The sequence below is a fragment of the Allokutzneria sp. A3M-2-11 16 genome, assembly GCF_024213555.1.
GTDB lineage: Bacteria > Actinomycetota > Actinomycetes > Mycobacteriales > Pseudonocardiaceae > Allokutzneria.
Genome location: NZ_JANAVO010000001.1, coordinates 2,864,582 through 2,881,864, shown reverse-complemented (window position 1 = coordinate 2,881,864; position 17,283 = coordinate 2,864,582). Strand labels below are relative to the sequence as shown.

Annotated in this window: 21 protein-coding genes; 12 read left to right on the top strand and 9 right to left on the bottom strand. The window is 69.9% G+C overall.

The window, feature by feature from the left end; translation table 11 throughout:
* Positions 1-64: 64 nt before the first annotated feature.
* Positions 65-616: a GtrA family protein gene (locus tag NLX83_RS14450; protein ID WP_254235347.1), complete on the top strand. Its 552-nt coding sequence runs from the start codon at positions 65-67 to the stop codon at positions 614-616.
* Positions 617-641: 25 nt separating this feature from the next.
* Complete coding sequence (locus tag NLX83_RS14445; RefSeq protein WP_254235346.1) at positions 642-1,199, top strand: GtrA family protein; 558 nt, start codon at positions 642-644, stop codon at positions 1,197-1,199.
* Between the two features lie 42 nt (positions 1,200-1,241).
* On the opposite strand, the gene NLX83_RS14440 is transcribed toward NLX83_RS14445, so the two are convergent.
* From NLX83_RS14440 to NLX83_RS14430, 3 genes are read right to left on the bottom strand one after another with little or no spacing between them, the layout of a single operon-like run.
* A complete protein-coding gene (locus tag NLX83_RS14440) occupies positions 1,242-2,516 on the bottom strand; it encodes an ATP-binding protein (RefSeq protein WP_254235345.1) in 1,275 nt (424 codons plus the stop codon).
* A gap of 8 nt (positions 2,517-2,524) precedes the next feature.
* Positions 2,525-2,911, bottom strand: coding sequence for a nuclear transport factor 2 family protein (locus NLX83_RS14435; RefSeq protein WP_254235344.1), 387 nt, complete (start codon positions 2,909-2,911; stop codon positions 2,525-2,527).
* Between the two features lie 57 nt (positions 2,912-2,968).
* Positions 2,969-3,643, bottom strand: coding sequence for a response regulator transcription factor (locus NLX83_RS14430; protein WP_254235343.1), 675 nt, complete (start codon positions 3,641-3,643; stop codon positions 2,969-2,971).
* Between the two features lie 23 nt (positions 3,644-3,666).
* Here NLX83_RS14430 and hisN point away from each other — a divergent pair, with 23 nt between their 5' ends.
* Positions 3,667-4,449, top strand: coding sequence for a histidinol-phosphatase (gene hisN, locus NLX83_RS14425; RefSeq protein WP_254235342.1), 783 nt, complete (start codon positions 3,667-3,669; stop codon positions 4,447-4,449).
* On the opposite strand, the gene NLX83_RS14420 is transcribed toward hisN, so the two are convergent.
* A complete protein-coding gene (locus NLX83_RS14420; protein WP_254235341.1) occupies positions 4,436-5,992 on the bottom strand; it encodes an acyl-CoA carboxylase subunit beta in 1,557 nt (518 codons plus the stop codon). The genes hisN and NLX83_RS14420 overlap by 14 nt on opposite strands.
* Positions 5,993-6,073: 81 nt before the next feature.
* On the opposite strand from NLX83_RS14420, the gene NLX83_RS14415 reads away from it, so the two are divergent.
* Together NLX83_RS14415 and NLX83_RS14410 are read left to right on the top strand one after the other, a co-directional pair.
* A complete protein-coding gene (locus NLX83_RS14415; RefSeq protein ID WP_254235340.1) occupies positions 6,074-6,517 on the top strand; it encodes a MaoC family dehydratase in 444 nt (147 codons plus the stop codon).
* 74 nt (positions 6,518-6,591) lie between these two features.
* The gene (locus tag NLX83_RS14410; RefSeq protein ID WP_254235339.1) at positions 6,592-7,002 is read left to right on the top strand and encodes a hypothetical protein; all 411 of its coding nucleotides are present in this window, start codon (positions 6,592-6,594) and stop codon (positions 7,000-7,002) included.
* A gap of 164 nt (positions 7,003-7,166) precedes the next feature.
* Here NLX83_RS14410 and NLX83_RS14405 read toward each other — a convergent pair whose 3' ends face one another.
* From NLX83_RS14405 to NLX83_RS14385, 5 genes are read right to left on the bottom strand one after another with little or no spacing between them, the layout of a single operon-like run.
* Positions 7,167-7,862 (bottom strand): adenosylcobinamide amidohydrolase, encoded by a 696-nt coding sequence (locus NLX83_RS14405; RefSeq protein WP_254235338.1) that lies wholly within the window; start codon positions 7,860-7,862, stop codon positions 7,167-7,169.
* Positions 7,862-8,428: a GNAT family N-acetyltransferase gene (locus NLX83_RS14400; protein ID WP_254235337.1), complete on the bottom strand. Its 567-nt coding sequence runs from the start codon at positions 8,426-8,428 to the stop codon at positions 7,862-7,864. The genes NLX83_RS14405 and NLX83_RS14400 overlap by 1 nt, the downstream gene beginning before the upstream one ends.
* Positions 8,425-9,360, bottom strand: a complete 936-nt coding sequence (locus NLX83_RS14395; RefSeq protein WP_254235336.1) for a hydroxymethylglutaryl-CoA lyase — start codon at positions 9,358-9,360, stop codon at positions 8,425-8,427. The genes NLX83_RS14400 and NLX83_RS14395 overlap by 4 nt, the downstream gene beginning before the upstream one ends.
* On the bottom strand, positions 9,360-9,875 hold the full coding sequence (locus tag NLX83_RS14390; protein ID WP_254235335.1) for a PH domain-containing protein: 516 nt from the start codon (positions 9,873-9,875) through the stop codon (positions 9,360-9,362). The genes NLX83_RS14395 and NLX83_RS14390 overlap by 1 nt, the downstream gene beginning before the upstream one ends.
* Positions 9,876-9,925: 50 nt before the next feature.
* The gene (locus tag NLX83_RS14385) at positions 9,926-10,783 is read right to left on the bottom strand and encodes a biotin--[acetyl-CoA-carboxylase] ligase (RefSeq protein WP_308209307.1); all 858 of its coding nucleotides are present in this window, start codon (positions 10,781-10,783) and stop codon (positions 9,926-9,928) included.
* Positions 10,784-10,931: 148 nt separating this feature from the next.
* Between NLX83_RS14385 and NLX83_RS14380 the strand changes: the two genes are divergently transcribed.
* The 7 genes from NLX83_RS14380 (at position 10,932) to NLX83_RS14350 (ending at position 17,279) form a co-directional block, all read left to right on the top strand.
* Complete coding sequence (locus tag NLX83_RS14380) at positions 10,932-11,978, top strand: methyltransferase (protein WP_254235334.1); 1,047 nt, start codon at positions 10,932-10,934, stop codon at positions 11,976-11,978.
* A gap of 45 nt (positions 11,979-12,023) precedes the next feature.
* Positions 12,024-12,347 carry a nucleotidyltransferase family protein gene (locus NLX83_RS14375; protein WP_254235333.1) on the top strand — a complete coding sequence of 108 codons (324 nt, stop codon included), beginning with the start codon at positions 12,024-12,026 and terminating at the stop codon, positions 12,345-12,347.
* A 256-nt stretch (positions 12,348-12,603) separates the two neighbouring features.
* Positions 12,604-14,244, top strand: a complete 1,641-nt coding sequence (locus NLX83_RS14370; RefSeq protein WP_254235332.1) for an acyl-CoA carboxylase subunit beta — start codon at positions 12,604-12,606, stop codon at positions 14,242-14,244.
* Complete coding sequence (locus tag NLX83_RS14365; protein WP_254235331.1) at positions 14,241-14,489, top strand: acyl-CoA carboxylase subunit epsilon; 249 nt, start codon at positions 14,241-14,243, stop codon at positions 14,487-14,489. The genes NLX83_RS14370 and NLX83_RS14365 overlap by 4 nt, the downstream gene beginning before the upstream one ends.
* Before the next feature lie 421 nt (positions 14,490-14,910).
* Positions 14,911-15,981 carry a CocE/NonD family hydrolase gene (locus NLX83_RS14360; RefSeq protein WP_254235330.1) on the top strand — a complete coding sequence of 357 codons (1,071 nt, stop codon included), beginning with the start codon at positions 14,911-14,913 and terminating at the stop codon, positions 15,979-15,981.
* Positions 15,978-16,478: a CocE/NonD family hydrolase C-terminal non-catalytic domain-containing protein gene (locus NLX83_RS14355; RefSeq protein WP_254236221.1), complete on the top strand. Its 501-nt coding sequence runs from the start codon at positions 15,978-15,980 to the stop codon at positions 16,476-16,478. The genes NLX83_RS14360 and NLX83_RS14355 overlap by 4 nt, the downstream gene beginning before the upstream one ends.
* A 141-nt stretch (positions 16,479-16,619) precedes the next feature.
* Entirely contained in the window at positions 16,620-17,279 is a 660-nt protein-coding gene (locus NLX83_RS14350) for a Maf family protein (RefSeq protein WP_254235329.1), read from the top strand.
* The last annotated feature ends 4 nt before the right edge of the window (positions 17,280-17,283 follow it).

Below are 17,283 nucleotides of genomic sequence, written 5' to 3'. Positions count from 1 at the left end.
GCCAGGACCCGTGCGATGAGGGGTTGCGTCCGGACGGGTGAACGCCCCTCCGTAGACTGCGCCGGTGGCCGCACTGGATGCCGTACTCGTCCGCCTGCCCCAGCCGTACCGCGATCTGGTGGTGAAGCACCAGGAACTGCTGAAGTTCGCGGTCGTCGGCTCGATCACCTTCATCGTGAACACGGTCGTGTTCTACGGGCTGAAGTGGACGATCCTGGAGCCCAAGCCGGTCAGCGCCCTCGCGGTCGCGGTGATCGTGGCCACGATCGTCGGCTACGTGCTCAACCGCGAGTGGTCCTTCCGCACCCGCGGTGGCCGCGAGCGGCACCACGAGGCCGCGCTCTACTTCCTGATCAGCGGCGTCGGCGTGCTGATCAACTCGGCCCCGCTCTACGCCTCCCGCTACTGGCTGATGCTGGAGGAACCGCACGTCAGCGCCCTGACGCAGGAGCTGGCCGACTTCGCAAGCGGCATGCTGCTGGGCACCGTGCTCGCCATGGTCTTCCGCTGGTGGGCGTTCCGGAAGTACGTCTTCCCGGACGAGGGCGCCCGGGTCGTCCAGGACGCGGAGAAGCTGCTCAAGGACACCGCGCGGGCCCATTCGGCATCCGAGTGAATTCCGCGTACGTAGACTCGCGCGGGTGTCCCTGATCCACACGGTCGTCGGCAAGTTCCCCAAGCCCGTGCGCGAGCTGATGCTCAAGCACCGCGAGCTGCTCAAGTTCGGCTTCGTCGGCGGAACCACGTTCGTCATCGACACGGCCATCTTCTACGGCCTGAAGCTGACGATCCTGCACGACCGCCCGGTCACCTCGAAGGTGATCGCCGTGCTGGTCGCGACGATCGTGTCCTACGTGCTCAACCGCGAGTGGTCCTTCCGCCAGCGCGGCGGCCGGGAGAAGCGGCACGAGGCCGCGCTGTACTTCCTGGTCAGCGGCATCGGCGTGGGCATCTACGCGTTCCCGCTGTTCTTCTCCCGGTACGTGCTGGACCTGCGCTTCCCCGACGTCACCGTGACCTACCAGGAGCTGGGCGACTTCTTCATCGGCCAGATCGGCGGCGTGCTGGTCGGCATGGTGTTCCGCTGGTGGGCGTTCCGGAAGTTCGTCTTCCCGGAGGAGAACGCGCGCCCCCGCACCCAGCCCGGCTCGATCGGCCGCAACGGCGACGCTGAGGACGAGGAGTTCGGTCACTCCTGAGCCCGCCGTCCACTTGGCCATGGCGAGGCGGACCGCGCGCGACTAGCGCGGCGTCTCCGCGGGCCAGGGCTGGCCGAGGACGTCATCGGCGCGCGGCACCGGCAGGAAGATCACGAAGGTCGCGCGGCGGGTCGAGGACAGCTCAAGCCGCCCGCCGTCCGCCTCCACCAGAGCACGCGCCAGAGCCAGGCCGACACCGGTCGAGCCCGAGCCGGAGACCCCGCGCTCGAAGACGTGCGCGACCAGTTCGTCCGGCACCCCGGCCCCGCCATCGGTGATCTCCACGGTCACCATGCCGTCCCCGTGCCGCGCCGACATCGTCACCGTGCCGTCGCCGTGCCTGCTCGCGTTGTCCAGCAACACACCGACCGCCTCGCGCAGCCGGGACGGAGTGGCCCTGGCCAGCAGCCCCGAAGTGACCCGGATGCGCAGCGCCCTGCCGTCCTTGCGCAGCGGTTCGCGCCACTCGGCGGCGATCGCGGGCAGTTCGACGGCCAGGTCGACCGGCTCCGCGCCGACCGACCGGGCCTTGTGCGCCGCCGCGAGCAGCTCCTCCAGCACGGTAACCAGGTGGTCGACCTGCTCCAGCGCCGCCGCGGCCTCGCTGGAGGTGGCCTCCTCGGGGTGCATGGCCAGGCTCTCCAGCCGCAGCCGCATCGCGGTGAGGCGGCTGCGCAGCTGGTGCGAGACGTCGCCGATCAGTTCCCGTTCCCGCTGCATCAGCTCGGCGAGCGCGGAGGCTGAGGTGTCCAGCGCCTCGGCGAGCCGGTCCAGCTCGGGCACCTCGTAGCGGCGGCGGTCGGGCCGGAAGTCGCCCGCGCCCAGCCGGGCCGCGCGGTTGGCCACGTGCCGCAGCGGGTCGGCGAGGCGGCGCGCGGTCACCGTGGCCACCGCGGTCCCGATGCCCATGGACAGCACGACCAGCAGCATCACCAGTCCGGCCATCTCCAGCTGTTCGCGGCGCAGGTTCGCGTCGGGGATGGTGAGCAGGACCTCGCCCTGGCGCACGATCGGCTGGCGCTCGGTGAGCGTGTCCGCCTCGGCCAGGTCCGGGCCGAGCCTCCGGTCCGGTTCCCCCGGCATCGTCACCAGCAGCTCGCCGCCCGGCGGCACCAGCTGGACCTCGGCGAGGTCGATCTTGGCGCCCCTGGCCAGCTGGTCGTCGAGCACCGTGGCGATCTGCCGCGCCCTGGTGGTCAGCTCCTTGCGCGTGAGGTCCTCGACGACCTGGAGCGCGCTGTAGCCCAGGGGGATGCCCAGCGCGAACCCCGTCACCAGGACGGCGAGCAGGATGGCGCGGAGGATGCGGCGGCGCATGCGCCTGTCTAGCAGGCCCGGCCCAGCGCCCGCGTGAAGGCCGACTCGTCGTACCGGATGAGGTTCTCCACCACCAGGCCGTCGCGCACGGTCAGCCGGTCCATGCCCTCGCTCTCGAACGGGCCGTCGACCCCGGTGCCGCGGGCGAGGTAGTGCAGGAAGACCGCGTCACCGCTGGTCGCGTGCGACAGCAGTTCCAGGCGGAGCGTTGGCATCTCGGTGAGCAGCCGCTGGATGCGCGCGTAGTAGTCGCGCAGCCCGCGCACCGGCTCCGGCTCGCCCGGCCAGTGCCCGACGATGTCGTCGGCGAGCACGGTCTCGCCGCCCGTCGCCGCGAGCGGGTCCTTCCAGAAGTCGGCCCAGAATTCGACGGTGAAGTTCTTCTTCGCAGCCATGCCACGAGCGTTCTGCACGCCGCGGACCACCGCAATTACCCCGCGGGTAAGGGGAAATCAGTCGGCGTTGAACCGGAAGCCGACGCCGCGCACGGTCGCGATGCGGCGCTCGGCGGTGCCCGTGTGGGCGTCGCCGATCTTCCTGCGCAGCCAGGAGATGTGCATGTCCAGCGTCTTGCTGCCGCGCAGCTCCGGGTCGTTCCACACCTCTTCGAGGATGTCGTCGCGGCTGACCACCTGGCCCGCGCGCTCCATCAGCACCCGCAGCAGCTCGAACTCCTTGTTGGCCAACTGCACCTCGCGCCCGTCGACCTGCACGCGGCGGGCCGCGAAGTCGATGCGCACGCCGTTGGCCTCCAGGCTGCTGTGCGCGCGGCGGCGCAGCAGCGCCCGGATGCGGGCCATCAGCTCGGCGAGCCGGAACGGCTTGGCCACGTAGTCGTCGGCGCCCGCGTCGAGGCCGACGACGAAGTCCACCTCGTCGACCCGCGCGGTGAGCATCAGCACCGGGATGCCGCGCCCGGCCGCGCGCAGGCGGCGGCAGACCTCCAGGCCGTCCAGCCCCGGCAGGCCGAGGTCGAGCACCAGCAGGTCGACCCCGCCGTTGACCGCGGCGGCCAGGGCGGCCGGGCCCTCGGAGACGACCTGGACCGAGTAGCCCTCCCGGCCGAGGGCGCGGGAAAGGGGTTCAGCGATGGCCGGATCGTCCTCGGCCAGCAGCACGACGCTCACGGTGCCAGCCTAGGCTCATCCGCGTGGACCTCACGGCTGATCTCGATCTTGCACACCGCCTCGCCGACGCGGCCGACGCGATCACCACGCACCGCTTCCTCGCGCGGGACCTGCGGGTGGACCGCAAGCCCGACCGCACCCCGGTCACCGACGCCGACCTGGCCGTCGAGGACGCGGTCCGCGAACTGCTCGCCGAAGCGCGGCCCACCGACACCGTCGCGGGCGAGGAGCGCGGCGGCACCGCCGGAGCCGGGCGCGCGTGGGTGCTCGACCCGATCGACGGCACGAAGAACTTCCTCCGCGGTGTACCCGCTTGGGCGACGCTGATCGCTCTGGTCGTCGACGGCACCCCGGAGCTGGGCCTGATCAGCGCGCCCGCCCTGGGCCGCCGGTGGTGGGCGGCCCGGGGCACGGGTGCGTGGACGACCGATCCCGACGGGTCCGAACGCCGGATCTCGGTGTCCGGGGTCGACACTATGGCCGACGCCTACCTGTCGACCACTCACCTCGGCGCCTGGGTGGAGTTCCACTCACGGGAGGCGTACCTGCGGCTGGCCGACGCGTGCTGGGAGACCCGCGCGTTCGGCGACTTCTGGCAGCACTGCCTGGTCGCCGAGGGCGCGCTCGACCTCGCCGCCGAGGCGATCGTCAACCCGTGGGACGTCGCCTCGGTCCAGGTCCTGGTCGAGGAGGCGGGCGGCCGGTTCACCGCACTGGACGGCTCCGCCGACTACACCGCGGGCAGCGTCCTGACCTCGAACGCGCGCCTCCACGACCGGGCCCTGGCGCTGCTCACACGGGAGTGACGCCGTGGCGGCGGCGGGAGAAGTGCCGTTCCTTGCCCGCTGCCGCCCGGTACCGCCGGATCAGCTCGGCGCGCAGGTCTTCCGGCTGGGTGATGGTGTCGATCACCAGCTCGCTCGCCAGCCGGAGGATGTCGATGTCCTGCTCGTACTCGGCGCGCTTGGCCTGGACGAACGCCGCCCGCTCCGCCTCGTCGGCGATGGCCGCGATCTTGTTGGCGTAGACCGCGTTCACCGCCGCCTCCGCGCCCATCACCGCGATCTTGGCGGTGGGCAGCGCGATCGTGGCGTCCGGCTCGAAGCCCGGTCCGGCCATCGCGTACAGGCCCGCGCCGTAGGCCTTGCGCACCACGACGCACATCTTCGGCACGGTGGCCTCGGAGACCGCAGTGATCATCTTCGCGCCGTGCCGGATGATTCCCTGCTTCTCCACGGCCGTGCCGACCATGAAGCCCGGCACGTCGGAGAGGAACAGCAGCGGCACGTTGAACGCGTCGCAGAGCTGGATGAACCGGCTCGCCTTGTCCGCGGAGTCGACGAAGAGCACGCCGCCCTTGAACATCGAGTTGTTCGCGACGACACCGACGACCCGGCCGTCCAGCCTGCCGAAGCCGACCGTCAGCTCCTTCGCCCACAGCGCGTGGATCTCGAAGAACGAGCCGTCGTCGAGCAGCGCCTTGACGTAGCGGCGCATGTCGAACGCCTGCCGCTCGCTCTCCGGCACGAGCTTGCGCAGGTTGCCCTTGCCCGGCTCGGCGGGCTCGGCGACCGGCGGCTCCCCCTGCCAGTTCGACGGCAGGTAGGACAGGTAGCTCCGGACGGTGCCCAGCGCCTCGTCCTCGGTCTTGGCCAGGAAGTGGCCGACGCCGGAGGTGGTGCAGTGCACGGCGGCGCCGCCCATCTCCTCCAGGGTGGTCTTCTCGCCGGTGACCATCTCGACCATCCGGTCCGAGCCCAGGTACATCGACGCGTTGCCCTCGACCATGATCACCACGTCGCAGAACGCGGGGATGTAGGCGCCACCGGCCGCGCTCGGCCCGAACAGCGCGCAGACCTGCGGGATCGAACCGGACGCGCGGACCTGGTTGTGGAAGATCTTGCCGGCGCCGCGGCGGCCGGGGAACAGGTCGACCTGGTCGGTGATCCGGGCGCCCGCGGAGTCGACGAGGTAGACCATGGGCACGCTGGTGGCGTAGGCGACCTCGATGATCCGGATGATCTTCTCGACGGTGCGCGCGCCCCAGGAGCCCGCCTTCACCGTGGAGTCGTTGGCCATCAGGCAGACCGGGCGCCCGTCGATGGTCGCCGTCCCGGTGATCACGCCGTCCGCGGGCAGGCCCTCGGCCAGCGCGTTCGCGTACAGCCCGTCCTCGACGAAGCTGCCCGCGTCGACCAGGCGCTCGACCCGCTCGCGGGCGAACAGCTTGCCCTTGGCCGCGTTGGCCTTGTGGTACTTCTCCGCTCCGCCCGCGGTGACGCGGTCGTTCACCTCGCCGAGGTGATCAACCGGGAGATCGGTACCAGCGTCATTGATGGTCTGACTCACACCAGCAGGCTACGGGCTGCCCCCATCGACCGCGTATGACACCCCTCACCATTCCGTGCGAAATGGTGTAACACTCGAGCCATGGCATCGATTGCGTACGAGGACCTGACTCCCGGAAGGGTCATCGACCTTGGCGAGATCGTCGTGGACAAGACGGAGATGCTCGCCTTCAACGAACGCTTCGACCCGCAGCCGTTCCACCTCGACGAGGAGGCCGGGCGCGACTCCGTGCTCGGCGGGCTCTGCGCGTCCGGCTGGTTCACCGCGTCGCTGTGGATGCGCCAGTACGTCGACCACGTGCTCGCCGGTTCCACCTCCCAGGGCTCGCCCGGCGGCAAGGACCTGTCGTGGCGCGCCCCCGTCTTCCCCGGCGATGTGTTGCGGTGTCAGATCGAAGTGCTCTCCGCGCGCCTGTCGAAATCCCGGCCGAACCTGGGCCTCGTGGAGATCAACGGAACCGCCGACCGGGGTAACGACTGCGTCATGAGCTTCACCTTCACCGGCATGTTCGGCACCCGCGACTGAGCTACGCACGGGTACGACCGAAAGGGCGGTGCGGACGATTGTCCTTGCGCCGCAAGGAGTCCAGCATTCTGATCATGGCCAACAGGTTCAGCTCAACCCTCGTCGCGCTCTGCTTGGCGACGGGCAGCGCCCTCGCTCTCACCACTCCGGCGGAGGCCGCCCCGAAGTGGGACTGCTCGTGGCGAACCCCGTACGGCGATCCGGTCAACGACGGCAACAAGGCGTGCATCCGCATCCACAAAGGCAACTTCGAGGCGTACGCCGACATCAAGAACGTGCCCAAGGGCTGCACGAACAGCATTTTCTCCCTGAACGAGTACAGCCAGGGCTCGCGCGACGAGGAAACCCTCCACTGCAAGAAGGGCAAGACCAAGACCCTCAAAGCAGCTGCCAAGGGTCACAAGAACTACCACAGCGGATGGATGACCTTCTACTTCGAGAACTACCCCGGGAGGCAGTACGGCAGCCCCTCGAAGAAGGCGTAGTCAGGACCGGACCAGGGCTACACTCCACCCCATGACGCTCAACCGCCCCTCCCACTCCCCGTGGGCCCAGGCGGCCTAGAGAACTCCCGTTTCGTACTCATAACGGGGTTTGGGAGCGCTCTTTTTGCTGCTATGAGTACGAAACGGGGAAAAGCCACGCTGGGTCAGGGGGCGGTCCAGGGCTCGTAGCGCGGGGACTTCACGCGGAGGCCCTCCTCGATCGAGGCGTGTACGGCGCGCGCCATCGCCGAGCCGATCCGCGAACGTGGCCCGCCGTAGGACTCGGCGGGCCCGTTTGTGGGGCACAGCAACACAATCGCGTCGGTGACGGTCCCGGTGCCGGGGATCTCAGCCTCGCGCAACGCCTGCGCCTTGGCCTCCGCGACCGTGGCGACCGCGTTCACCAATGCCGCCTCCGACATCCGCACGGGGAGCCAGCAGACCACGTTGATGGTCCCTGGCGTTGTGTCCACCGAAGACTCGCTTGCGGGGTCGAGCATCGATGCTGTGGACGATTTCGCGGCGGCCCATGTGGGGTGCAGGCCGACGCCGGTCGTCGCCGACGCCACCACGCCGTTGTCCGCGTTGGTCACCGCGAGGCGGACGTCCACGGCGGTCAGCAACCCCGTGCCCGCACCGGAAAGCCCTGACGCGGCAGCGAGTTCGGCCACGTGCACGTCCGGGTCGTCGCGCTCGTAGTTCGTCCCGACCGACGCGTTGACCACCCACGACCGCTCTCCGATGCCGCCGCCATGCACACCGGAGGAGATCGCCAGCCACGGTCGCTCGGCCTGCCAGGTCAGCACCGGATACGACTCCACCCAGTGCAGCACCGGCGCCGGCGCGGTCCACTCGCTCATCAGAACACTCTACGAACCAGCGCGCGCCGCGTGCCACGCCTCTGTACAACTTCAAAACCGTTGGCCAGGAACAGGTTCAACGTCCCGTGGTAGAGCGAGCTGGATTCCCGCTTGGCCCCCTCGGTGTCCACAGGATAACCCTCGACGACCCGCGCGTCGCCCTCCCGAGCGTGCTCGACAGCGGCTTCCAACAGCGCCGCGGTCACGCCCTGGCGACGCGCGGAACGGTGGACGAAGAAGCACGTCACCGACCACACATCGGTCAGATCTTCTTCGCGCTCAACGGGTTTGGCGACCTGCGAGCGTTCGAGTCGCGAATAGTCCGACCGAGGCGCGACCGCCACCCAACCGACCGCGTGATCTTCTTGTATGGCAAGCAATCCGAGCGGCGTACCGGCGTGCACGAGGCCCTTCAAGGCTTTCCGGTTACCTTCACCCGCGTTCTCGCGCTGCCCGGCATTGCTCTGCCGGAACCACATGCACCAGCAGCCCTCGACCGCACCCCGTGGCCCGAACAGCTCCTCCAGCAGTGGCCACGTGCTCCGGTCGAGCGGCTGGACGTTCATCCCGTGAGCGCCTGGACCACCCGCGACGGGCTCGGCCTGCCGAGCTGCTGCGCCATCCACGCGCTGGTCCTGGCGAGCGCGTCCAGGTCGACGCCGTGCTCGATGCCCATGCCCTCCAACGCCCACACCAGATCCTCGGTGGCGAGGTTGCCGGTGGCCGACTCCGCGTAGGGGCAGCCGCCGAGCCCGCCAGCCGAAGAGTCCACAGTGGACACGCCGCAGCGCAGCGCGGTCAGCGTGTTGGCCAGCGCCTGGCCGTAGGTGTCGTGGAAGTGCACGGCGAGCCGGTCGATCTCGTCGAAGCCCGCGATGACGTCCTCGACCAGTCCGGGCGTGGCCACGCCGATCGTGTCGCCGAGGGAGATCTGCCAGCAGCCCATGTCCAGCAGCCGTTCGCCGACCCGGTGCACCTGCTCCGGTTCGACGTCGCCCTCCCACTGGTCGCCGAAGCACATCGAGATGTAGCCGCGCACCCGCAGCCCCTCGGCCAGCGCCCTGACGACCACCGGCTCGAACATCTCGAACTGCTCGTCCAGAGTGCGGTTGAGGTTGCGCTTGGCGAAGCTCTCGGTGGCGCTGGCGAAGATCGCGATGTGGCCGACGCCCGACGCGAGCGCACGCTCCAGCCCGCGCTCGTTCGGCACCAGCACCGGGTAGTCGACGCCGGGGCGGCGGTCCAGCCCGGCCAGCAGCTCCTCGGCGTCGGCCAGCTGCGGCACCCACTTCGGGTGCACGAAGCTGGTCGCCTCCAACGTGGTCAGCCCCGCGTCGGCGAGGCGCCCGAGGAACTCCAGCTTGGTGGCGACCGGGACGGTCGTCTTCTCGTTCTGCAGCCCGTCGCGGGCGCCGACCTCCCAGATCGTCACCCGCTGCGGGTAGAAGGACTCCAGCGGGACCGACCTGGTCGGCAGGCCGACCTCGCGAGCCCCCATCAGCGAGCCTGCTTCGGGGCGAAGTCGTCGTTCGGGTCGTCGTTGGTCTCGCGGTAGAGCACCGTGCGGACGTACTCGACCTTGGGGATGTCGTCGAACTCCAGCGGTTCGTCGGAGGCTGACTCGACGACGAGCGTGCCGCAGCCGAACAGCCGGTCGGAGAGCGACTGGTTCGAGCGGACACTGTTGATCTTGGACATCGGCAGGTCGATGCCGGTCCGCTTGAGCACGCCCTCGCGCACCATCAGCCGGTGGGTGGTCACCACGAAATGCGTGGTGCGCCAGCGCACGAACGGCGCGAAGACGAACCAGACGAGCAGGATGCCGCCCACGACGGCGATCCCGATCTGGCCGATCATCCGCCAGTCCGTCGCCTCCACCAGCGTGGCGAGGTAGATGCCGCCGCCGACAACGACGAGCAGCACGATCACGGGGAAGAACAGCATCTTCCAGTGCGGGTGCTTGTGCACCACGACCTGCTCGTCGTCGGAAAGCAGGTCGTCCGGGTATGCCACGGCAATCCTCCTGGGGTGTGCGACGGCCACACGGTACCGGCCCCGCCGGATCACCCGGGATGGGTGGCCGGGCGCAAATGGATGACGTCACCGGCGGAGATCGGTTGCGCCGAACCGTCCGCGGTCCGCACGACGAGCCTGCCGTCGTCGTCGACGTCCTCGGCGACGCCGAGCAGGAAGCGGGTGGCGCCCCCGCTCGCGGGCAACTCCACCCGGACTCGCTGGCCCAACGTGCCGCAGACCTGCCGGTACTGCTCGACCAGCCCGCTGCGCACCGGGTCGCCGGAGTGCTCGCGCCACTGCCGCTCGGCGAAATCCAGCTCCCGCAACAACTCCACCAGAATGCGGTCGCGCTCCAGGCAGTCCGCGCCCTGGAGGGCCAGCGAGGTCGGCGGGAGCCCGCCGGGGCCGACTGGAAGTTCATCCGCTCGTTGGTGCACGTTCACCCCGATGCCGAGCACGACCGCCGGACTCGACCCGCCGACCGCTTCGGCGAGCACTCCGCAGCACTTCGCCCGATCGGGGCCGACCAGCAGGTCGTTCGGCCACTTGAGCACCGCGTCGACCGCGCAGAGCCCGCTGAGCACGCGCTGCACCACGACGCCGCCGAGCATCATCAACCACCCGAACCGGGCAACCGGCACCCCGGCCGGGCGCAGCAGCACCGACACGTGGATGCCCGCCCGCGCGGGAGAAACCCACGACCGGGTGTTCCGGCCGCGCCCCGCCGTCTGCTCCTCGGCGATGAGCACCGTCCGGTCCGGCGCGCCCTCCCGGGCCGCGGCGGCGAGGTCGGTGTTGGTCGAGCCGGTGCGGTCCAGCACGTCGAGCGCGGTGTACGGCCCGTTCGGGGCCAACAGCTCGGCGCGCAGCGCGTCCGCGGGCAGGGCGGCGAGATCGGCGATCACGCCTGGTCAGGGTAGTCGCCGGGGAACAGTCGGCGCTCCGGGGGCGAATAGTCCACTGTGGACACTCTTTCGGGTAACCCCTCGGCGAGCGGGTTTGGCCGCGCTGGGGGACATTCTCCGCCGAGGCCCTCGCCGAGAGAGGAATTCGATGAGCACTGACCAGCTCGCGGGCGCGGATGTGCACGCCGACCGCGCGTACGTCGTGGGAATGCTGTTCGCCTTCTGCCCCGCACAGGTCGTGCACACCGTCACGAGGCTCGGCGTCGCCGACGCGCTCGCGGACGGCGCTCGCACCACCTCGCAGCTCGCCACCGACCTGACCGTGCACGAGCCGTCGCTGAAACGGCTGATGCGCGGAGCGACGCAGGTCGGACTGGTGAAGGAGACCGAGAAGGACGTCTACGTGCTCACCGGCGCGGGCGAGATGCTGCGCGAAGGCGTGCCGGGCTCCGTGCGCAACCTCGCGCTCACCTTCGGCGGCGAGCCGACGTGGAACTCCTGGGGCCGCATGGCGGAAAGCGTGCGGACCGGTCGCTCCGGGATCGAGCTGGAGTACGGCCGCGAACCGTTCGAGTGGCTGGCCGAGCACCCCGAGGCCGAGGCGCACTTCAACGGCGCCATGGCGGAGACGACCGAGACGCAGAACCCGGCCGTCGTCGCCGCGTGCGACCTGTCGGCCACCACGACGCTCGTCGACGTCGGTGGCGGCAACGGCACGCTCATCGCGGGTCTGCTGGCGGCGAACCCGCACGTGACGGGCATCCTCTACGACCTGCCGATGGGGCTCGCCGAGTCGGCTCCCGTGCTCGCGTCGGTCACGGACCGCTGCCGCGCGCTGCCGGGGGACTTCTTCGAGTCCGTGCCCGCGGGCCACGACACGTACGTGCTCAAGAGCGTCCTGCACGACTGGGACGACTCCAGCGCTGTCCGCATCCTGCGCAGCTGTGCGCGGGCGATGCGCCCCGACAGCGAGCTCCTGATCGTCGAGCAGCTCATGCCGTCGGGCATCACCGACTTCGCCGATGAGCCGTTCGTGGTGATGAGCGACCTCAACATGATGGTGTGCACCACCGGCAAGGAGCGCACCCAGGAGGAGTTCGCCGCGCTGCTCGCGGAGGCCGGTCTCGGCATCGCGTCGGTCAGCCGCTGCGCGTTCCCCGTCGCGATGAGCGTCCTCCGCGCCACCCCGGTCTGACGGCGTGTCTGGGATGATCGGCGGTGCACGGCGGAAGGAGGAGCCATGGACCCCAATGTCGAAGTCAACGACGCCCCGCACCGCCGAGTCACCCTCGACGAAGTCCGCGCACACCGCGACGAGATCTATGAAATCGCGTCCCGCTACGGCGTCAGCAACATCCGCGTCTTCGGCTCGGTCGCCAGGGGCGAGGCGGACGACGACAGCGATCTGGACCTGCTCGTCGAAATTGACGGCGGCTACTTCGCGCTGACCGGCTTCGCGCTCAGGGTCGAAGAGTTGCTCGGCGTGTTCACGCAGGTCGCCACGCCGAACGGGATCAAGGAACGCATGCGCGAGCGCATCCTCAACGAAGCGGTCGCGGTGTGAAGCGCGACTCCGACGAGCGCCTGCGGGACATTCTGGAAGCGGCCGACGCGATCACGTGTCGCCGGATGTTCACGCCGCCTCCCCAGCTGTGCCGTGACGAAGCGTCGTCGGCATGCGCGACCGGACAGCGCACGCCGCACATCCGCGCGCGAACTCGGCCCTGAATCGCTCTAGAAGCCGGTGGTCAACGCTGAACGAGTGATGTGGGATACGCATCAGTAACCACTCCTGGCCGGGGTGGATACGCTCACCGGTCATGAGCAGCGCCACCGAACCGATCGGCGTGGCACCGAGCGCGGAGCCGGACACGCACACCACCGCCGGCAAGCTCGCCGACCTGTACCGCCGCAACGACGAGGCCGTGCACGCCGGTTCCGCCCGCGCGGTGGAGAAGCAGCACGCCAAGGGCAAGATGACTGCCCGCGAGCGGATCGAGAAGCTGCTCGATCCCGGGTCGTTCGTCGAGCTGGACGAGCTGGCGCGGCACCGCTCGATCAACTTCGGCCAGGAGCGCAACCGGCCCTACGGCGACGGCGTCGTCACCGGCTACGGCACCGTGGACGGGCGGCCGGTGTGCGTGTTCAGCCAGGACGTGACGATCTTCGGCGGCTCGCTCGGCGAGGTGTACGGCGAGAAGATCGTCAAGGTGATGGAGCTGGCGCTCAAGACCGGCAGGCCGATCGTGGGCATCAACGAGGGCGGCGGGGCGCGCATCCAGGAGGGCGTGGTCTCGCTCGGCCTCTACGGGGAGATCTTCCGCCGCAACACCCAGGCCTCCGGCGTGATCCCGCAGATCTCGCTGATCATGGGGCCGTGCGCGGGCGGGCACGTGTACTCCCCCGCGCTGACCGACTTCACGGTGATGGTCGACCAGACCTCGCACATGTTCATCACCGGCCCCGACGTGATCAAGACGGTCACCGGTGAGGACGTCGGCTTCGAGGACCTCGGCGGCGCGCGGACGCACAACACCAAGTCCGGCAACGCGCACTACATGGGCGCCGACGAGGACGACGCGATCGGCTACGTCAAGGCGCTGCTGAGCTACCTGCCGTCGAACAACCTGTCCGAGCCGCCGGTCCACGACTCCCCGGCGCTCACCGAGACCTCGATCGCCGAGGCGCTGACCGACGAGGACCGGGAGCTGGACGCGCTCATCCCGGACTCGGCGAACCAGCCCTACGACATGCACGAGGTCATCACCCGCGTGCTCGACGACGGCGAATTCCTTGAGGTGCAGCCGTTGTTCGCGCCGAACATCCTGATCGGCCTCGGCCGGGTGGACGGGCAGAGCGTCGGCGTGGTGGCCAACCAGCCCACCCAGTTCGCCGGCTGCCTGGACATCGACGCCAGCGAGAAGGCCGCGCGCTTCGTCCGCACCTGCGACGCCTTCAACATCCCCGTGCTGACGTTCGTGGACGTCCCGGGCTTCCTCCCCGGCACCGACCAGGAGTGGAACGGCATCATCCGCCGCGGCGCGAAGCTGATCTACGCCTACGCCGAGGCCACCGTCCCGCTGGTCACGGTGATCACCCGCAAGGCGTACGGCGGCGCCTACGACGTCATGGGCTCCAAGCACCTCGGCGCGGACGTGAACCTGGCGTGGCCGACCGCCCAGATCGCGGTCATGGGCGCCTCCGGGGCCGCGAACATCGTGCACCGCAAGACTTTGGCGCAGGCGGCGGAGCGTGGCGAGGACGTGGATGCCTTGCGCGCCAAGCTCCAGCAGGAGTACGAGGACACCCTGTGCAACCCGTACGTGGCGGCCGAGCGCGGCTACGTGGACTCGGTGATCCCGCCGTCCTACACCCGCGGTTACGTGGCCCGCGCGCTGAACCTGTTGAAGGAGAAGCGGGAGACGCTTCCGCCCAAGAAGCACGGGAACATCCCGCTGTGAGCGCCGAAGACCCGCTCGCGGGGTCGAGCAAGAGCACCGGCGAACCGCTGCTGCGCGTCGTCCGGGGCGAGCCGACCGACGAAGAACTCGCTGCCCTCGCGGCGGTGATCACGGCCATGGCGAGCCAGCAGGCGCCCGAACCCCCGCCGCAGCCGCGCTCCCTCTGGGCCGACCGATCCTCGCTGCAACGACGCCCGCACCACCCCGGCCCAGGAGCCTGGCGAGCCTCCGCCCACCGCTTCTGACCGAAACATTGCGCACGGTGGTTAGGGCGTCTTCAAGTACACCGCACCCCCGCCCACAAAGTCGCTAACCGCCCTCAACCCCAGCCGCAGAGCGGGGTTGGGGGCCGTTAGCGGTTGCTGGGGCCGGGGTTCGCGGTACTTGAAGACCGGCCAACCCGGCGAGCACAAGGTTCAGGGGAAGAGCGCGGGGTCGGCGAGCATCAGCAGACCGGCGAGACCGCCAACCACGGCTGCTCCGAGCATCGACAGCAGCCACGCGTGGCGGCGCACCTTGGTGATCAAATACATCCGGCCATGGTTGACCCGCGCGGACACCGCCCGCATCCGCACGACTACTCACGACGGCCGACAACGATCGGCTCTGTCCGGTGCCTGGGCAGGGTGAATAGCGTTGTTCCAGGTCATCAGGCGGAGGTGCGCTTTGCTCACACGGATCAGCGTCCTGGTCGGGCTACTGGCCCTCATCACATCGACGGTGGTGCCGCCCGCGTCGGCGCGGCCCCTTTCGGGAGGGCTCAGCCAGCCCGTGCACGCGCTCGCCGACGCGGTGCGCGAGACGGTGTGGGTGGACATCGGCCTGGACGGCGACCGGGACGGTGTGCGCGACCGGGTGGCCGCGGACATCGTGCGGCCGCAGACCACCGCCAGGGTCCCGGTGATCATGGACGCCAGCCCGTACTACTCGTGCTGCGGGCGCGGCAACGAATCCGAGCTCAAGACCTACGACGCGAACGGGCGACCGGTCGGCTTCCCGCTCTTCTACGACAACTACTTCGTGCCGCGCGGCTACTCCGTCGTGCTCGTCGACCTCGCGGGCGGCAAGCCGGTGCAGGCCACGTGGTCGACCGGCGCGGTCGGCATGATCGGCAAGTCCTACGACGGCACCGTCGCCAACGGTGTCGCGGCCACGGGTGTCGAGGGACTGCGCACCATCGTGCCGATCGGCGCGATCAGCTCCTGGTACGACTACTACCGCGGTGACGGCGTCCCGTTCCGCCGCAGCGGCCCCTCCGGTCTCGCGAGCCGGGTCGAGGGCGGCGGGCGGGCCGACTGCGGTCACGCCAAGACCGCGCTCGACCAGGGCACCAAGGCCAACGGCGACTTCACCCCGATGTGGGCGGAGCGCAACCACGTCCCGGACGCGAGCAAGGTGAAGGCCAGCGTCTTCGTCGTGCACGGGCTCGGCGACGTGAACGTCATCGACACCGAGCCGATGGCCGACGTGGAGCGCGCCCCGGACACGTGGGCCACCGACGAGGTCTGGCCGCCCGCGACGAAGCTGACCTCCGTGCGCCCGCAGCCAGGCACCACCGCGGGCCTCGGCAAGCTCGCCGCAACCCCTGCCGCGGCTGGGAAAACCGAGCAGCTGACCGACAACGGCCGGGCCAACGAGTTCTCGCGGGCGTTGCAGCCCAACACTTCCTTACCGTCCCGGGTGCTGTTCACCACGGGTTCGCTGAGCAGGGAACTCCGTCTCTCCGGCACCGGCTGACCGCCGCGCTGGTTCACTACGGCCCCAACACGATCCGCGACTACCGGGGTAGCGGGGAAGGCATCAGGACGCTGTCGACGGAGTCGTGCTGGGGCGAGAACCGCGACGGCGACAACGCTTGTTACAAGGACACCGCGACCACGACGAAACAGGTCGACCACGAGGTGCTGGCGCGGGGTTGGGCCGACCTGAGCAACCACACGTCGCTGAACAGCAGCACACCGTTGCGCTCGGGGCAGAACTACACGATGACGTTCCGGCTCTCCGCGCTCGACCACGTGATCCCGGCGGGCCACCAGCTCGCGGTGATCATCGGCGGCACGGACAACTCGTTCATCACCGCTCCGGCGCAGCTGCCCCAGATCACCGTCGACCTGAGCCGCACCGCGTTCAGCCTCCCCCTGGTCGGCGAACTGCCCACCACGGGCGGCGAATCGGCTCCGGAAGCACGTTCCGGGATGCCCGCGCCCACCGCACTGCTCAACGGCGAGCGCTGAGCGACTCATCCCGAGAGTGCGCGGGGGTTGGGGGCGGTTTGAGACCGCTGGGGAGGGGGTTCGCTGTACTTGAAGACCGCCGAACCGCCGCGCTGGGACGGAGCGAGACGCGGAGCGGCGGACTGGCTACCCTCGCGGCTCGTGCGATTCGTGCTTGCCTCAGCCTCCCCCGCCCGCCGCGCCGTGCTCGGTGCCGCCGGGATCGACCCGATCGTCCGCGTCTCCGGTGTGGACGAGGACGCCGTCACCGCGGCGCTCGGCGACGCCTCCCCGACCGACCTGGTCGTGGCGCTCGCCGAGGCCAAAGCGGCGGCCGTCTGCCAGGACGTGGCCGCGGAGTTCCCGGACTGCGTGGTCGTCGCCTGCGACTCGATGCTGCTGATGGACTTCGGCGACGGGCCGAAGGTGGTCGGCAAACCGGGCGCGGTCGAGGTGGCCCGCGAGCGGTGGAAGCACATGGCGGGCGGCACCGGCGACCTGCTCACCGGGCACGCGGTGGCGCTGTTCCGCGACGGCGAGGTCGTCGCGCGCGCCAAGGGCTCGGCGTCGACCACGGTCCGCTTCGCCGACGTCACCGGCGAGGAACTGGAGGCCTACCTGGCGACCGAGGAGCCGCTGGCGGTCGCGGGCGGCTTCACCCTGGACGGGCTCGGCGGCTGGTTCGTCGAGGGCGTTGACGGCGACCCGTCCAGCGTCATCGGCATCAGCCTTCCCCTCACCCGGAAGCTCCTTGCGCAGGTGGGGGTGGGTGTCGTCACACTTTGGCGGGACCAGGAAGGCCGCGCGGGCGCCGATGGTTAGTTGA

Coding starts and splice junctions, on each gene's coding strand:
- NLX83_RS14405 (WP_254235338.1), bottom strand. CDS start 7,862: ATGAGCGAGTGGACCGCGCCGGCGCCGGTGCTGCACTGGGTGGAGTCG.
- NLX83_RS14435 (WP_254235344.1), bottom strand. CDS start 2,911: ATGGCTGCGAAGAAGAACTTCACCGTCGAATTCTGGGCCGACTTCTGG.
- NLX83_RS14380 (WP_254235334.1), top strand. CDS start 10,932: ATGAGCACTGACCAGCTCGCGGGCGCGGATGTGCACGCCGACCGCGCG.
- NLX83_RS14410 (WP_254235339.1), top strand. CDS start 6,592: ATGGCCAACAGGTTCAGCTCAACCCTCGTCGCGCTCTGCTTGGCGACG.
- NLX83_RS14375 (WP_254235333.1), top strand. CDS start 12,024: ATGGACCCCAATGTCGAAGTCAACGACGCCCCGCACCGCCGAGTCACC.
- NLX83_RS14440 (WP_254235345.1), bottom strand. CDS start 2,516: ATGCGCCGCCGCATCCTCCGCGCCATCCTGCTCGCCGTCCTGGTGACG.
- NLX83_RS14395 (WP_254235336.1), bottom strand. CDS start 9,360: ATGGGGGCTCGCGAGGTCGGCCTGCCGACCAGGTCGGTCCCGCTGGAG.
- NLX83_RS14400 (WP_254235337.1), bottom strand. CDS start 8,428: ATGAACGTCCAGCCGCTCGACCGGAGCACGTGGCCACTGCTGGAGGAG.
- NLX83_RS14370 (WP_254235332.1), top strand. CDS start 12,604: ATGAGCAGCGCCACCGAACCGATCGGCGTGGCACCGAGCGCGGAGCCG.
- NLX83_RS14415 (WP_254235340.1), top strand. CDS start 6,074: ATGGCATCGATTGCGTACGAGGACCTGACTCCCGGAAGGGTCATCGAC.